The 2,714-nt window shown below is 70.1% G+C and carries 3 protein-coding genes and 2 pseudogenes; all 5 read right to left on the reverse strand.

The window, feature by feature from the left end; translation table 11 throughout:
* Nucleotides 1-307, reverse strand: a pseudogene (locus ETQ85_RS25720) (hypothetical protein); the annotation flags it as partial.
* A gap of 8 nt (nt 308-315) precedes the next feature.
* A complete protein-coding gene (locus tag ETQ85_RS25725; RefSeq protein WP_148581827.1) occupies nt 316-1,002 on the reverse strand; it encodes a phage baseplate assembly protein V in 687 nt (228 codons plus the stop codon).
* 4 nt (nt 1,003-1,006) lie between these two features.
* Nucleotides 1,007-2,095, reverse strand: coding sequence for a phage late control D family protein (locus tag ETQ85_RS25730; protein WP_148581828.1), 1,089 nt, complete (start codon nt 2,093-2,095; stop codon nt 1,007-1,009).
* 10 nt (nt 2,096-2,105) lie between these two features.
* Nucleotides 2,106-2,273, reverse strand: coding sequence for a hypothetical protein (locus ETQ85_RS26500; RefSeq protein WP_187394882.1), 168 nt, complete (start codon nt 2,271-2,273; stop codon nt 2,106-2,108).
* Between the two features lie 10 nt (nt 2,274-2,283).
* A pseudogene (locus tag ETQ85_RS26505) lies at nt 2,284-2,714 on the reverse strand (hypothetical protein); the annotation flags it as partial.

The raw sequence follows: 2,714 nt of genomic DNA on the forward strand, positions 1-2,714 counted from the left end.
GCACCAGGCCGGCCGCGTCCACCCGTGCCGGGTCGAGGCGCGGCGTGCCCGGCGTGGCGCACCAGGCTTCGATGAGGGCGACGTGGAAGAGTCGCTGGGTGGGCTGGAAGAGTTTCAGGATCTGCTCGGCATTGCGGGTGGCGGCCACGTCGGCCTGCAGACCGCTGCGGCTGGCGGGGCGCTTCAGGTCTTCGAGAATCGCCTCGATGAAGTCCTCGTCGTTGCGCTGGAGGATCACCGGGGCCTTGCCGCTGGCGATGTCGCGGGGCGCGGCAAGGGTGATGGTGTGGTGTGCCGGGGCATTCATGAGCTGCCTCACCAGATGTTGCCCGCGCCGGGCGTGTAGCTTGTGGACACCACCGAGGTGGCGATCAGGGTTTCGCACTTGACGATGCCGGAGAACTTGGCGATGGCCGCATCGACCTTGACCATGCCGGCCGACACATCGACCTGCGGCGCCTTCACCGTGACCTTGGCGGCGGCCGTGATGGTGATGCCGGAGGTTTCGAGCTTGATGCTGTTGCCGCTGGCGTCCTCGATGACGATGCTGCCCGGCCCGTCCTTGAGGGTGATTTTTTGCCCGCCCGGGGTTTCGACGATGAAGCTCTCCTGCCCCTGCTGGTCGTCGAGGGTCAGCTTCACGCCGTTTTTCGAGCGGATCACCTTGTAGCGGTTCTGGCCGCCGGACAGCGCGGCCGGGGCGCTGCTGCTGCCGTTCCACAGCCCGCCGAGGACCAGCGGATAGGACGGGTCGCCGTTGTGGAAGACGACCAGTACTTCGTCATCCACGTCGGGCATCAGGAAGGCGCCGCGGTTGTTGCCGGCGAAGGGGCATACCATGCGGGCCCACAGGGGGGCGTCCTGGTTGGTGCAGTCGTCGAAGGCGACCAGGCGTACCTGCACCCGGTTCATCTGCTCGGGGTCGTCGAGGGAGGTGACGATGGCCAGGTAGCTGGCGTGCAGCCAGGCCGGCGAGCGGTGCAGGAAGGATGAGCGGTCCATGGCCTCAGGGCACTCCAAAGAAGGCGCACTCGGCCGCGAAGTCGGTGCGGTAGCCCAGGTGCACGTCATACACGTGGCAGGTGCGGACCACGTAGTAGGTGTTGTCGTAGGGGGCGCCGAGCTGGCTGAGGCTCACGTGGCAGCCGACCCGCAGGCGGGCATTGCCGACCGCCGTGCCGTCGACCCGCACGAAGCGCCGGGCGCGCTGGTCGTAGGCGGCTTCGGCGAGGGCACGGGCTTCGTCGTCGCTGGCCACCGCAAAGTGGCCGATGTGTTCGCTGCGTTCGCCAAAGGCATCGCGCAGCACCGCCGCGCCTTCCTTGCCGCTGCCGGGGCCGAGGTGGGTGCCGGTGCTGACGTCGGCTTTCACGGCGACACCGTCGCGGGCATTCCAGCCGCGCACGCTGACGGCGCTGACCTGGGCCGACAGGTCGGCGGTGACGCGGGCGCGGGCCAGCTGGCTGAACATCTCCAGGTCGAGGGCGCCGCGGCGCACCTCACCGCGCGGCGACACCTGCAGTTCGCTGCCCACAACCTGTAGATCGGCGTCGAAACGCGTCAGCAGGCGGCGCAGGAAGGCCAGATCGCTTTCGTTGTACTGGGCCCAGGTGGCGACGGGGCTGGCCAGACCGGTGATGACCGGGGTGAGGCCCAGCTCGCCGGCCACCGCGCGCACGATGTCGGCCGGCGACTGGTCGGTGTAGACCTTGCTGCGCCGGGCCAGGCGGGCCTGCTGCAGGCTGTCTTCGGCGAGCACGGTGAGTTCCGGCGGCGCCCCGGTGCGAAAGTCCGCTTCGAGAGCGGTGATCTTGCCGCGGAAGATTTCGCGGGGTTCCAGCTCGTCGCCGCAATAGACCTCGATGGCGGCTCCGAGCCTGAGCTTCGCGTCGGCCGGAAAACCGATCTCGGCGCTCCCGCCGGTCACGCTGGCCACGTTCGAGAAGCGCAGGTCGAGGGCGCTCATGCCGCCTTCGGACTCTTCCATGCGCATGCCGATGAGCAGCTCCGAGACACGCACATCCTCCTGCCCGGCCAGCCGCAGGGTCGGGCGGGCGGTGTAGACGGGCGTCTGGCTGAGGGCGGTTTCGGTCATGAGCCTGGTCCTAGTCGGCGAGCAGGCGCCGTTCCCGTTCGTGGCTGATCTGCAGTTCGTGGCGCAGGGCCTCGGCGAGGTCGGGCTGCGGCGCGCCGTCGGGTTGGGCCGGGGCGGCGCTCTCGCCGGTGGTCGGCGGGGCGATTTCGCCGGTGATCTCGTCGAAGATGGTTGGCATGCCGAGCTCCTCAACCAAAGGTGATGCGTGCCGACAGGTCGGCGTTGGCCCCGACGTCGGCAGACAGGCTCGCGCCGCCGCGCGCTTCGGCCCGCCCGCCGGCGGCAAACTGGGCGCTGGCGCCGGTGGATACGTTGCTGCCGGCGGCAAACAGGGCCCGCCCGCTGGGTACGCTCAGGTTGCTTGAGGCGCTAGCGCGAAGGCCCGAGAAGGAGCCGCCGCTGGCGCCGGCCGAAACGCCGATGCCCGCTCCGGCGCTGATGCCGGCACCTGCGCTGGCCCCGAGGCTGAGCCCGGCTCCGCCACCGATGCCGATCCCTGCGCTGGCGCTGATGCCGGTCGAGAAGGCCGCCGCAGCCTGCAGCTGGACGCCGCCGCCCACCGCCAGGCTCGCCCCGGCGCCAAAGCGCAGCGAGGCCGAGCCGTTGAGGGAGGCGATGG

The sequence above is a fragment of the Zoogloea oleivorans genome (genome assembly GCF_008107625.1).
GTDB lineage: Bacteria > Pseudomonadota > Gammaproteobacteria > Burkholderiales > Rhodocyclaceae > Zoogloea > Zoogloea oleivorans.

Bases quoted from the DNA above. Each gene is read 5' to 3' on its own strand.
- ETQ85_RS25725 (WP_148581827.1), bottom strand. From the start codon at position 1,002: ATGGACCGCTCATCCTTCCTGCACCGCTCGCCGGCCTGGCTGCACGCC.
- ETQ85_RS25730 (WP_148581828.1), bottom strand. From the start codon at position 2,095: ATGACCGAAACCGCCCTCAGCCAGACGCCCGTCTACACCGCCCGCCCG.
- ETQ85_RS26500 (WP_187394882.1), bottom strand. From the start codon at position 2,273: ATGCCAACCATCTTCGACGAGATCACCGGCGAAATCGCCCCGCCGACC.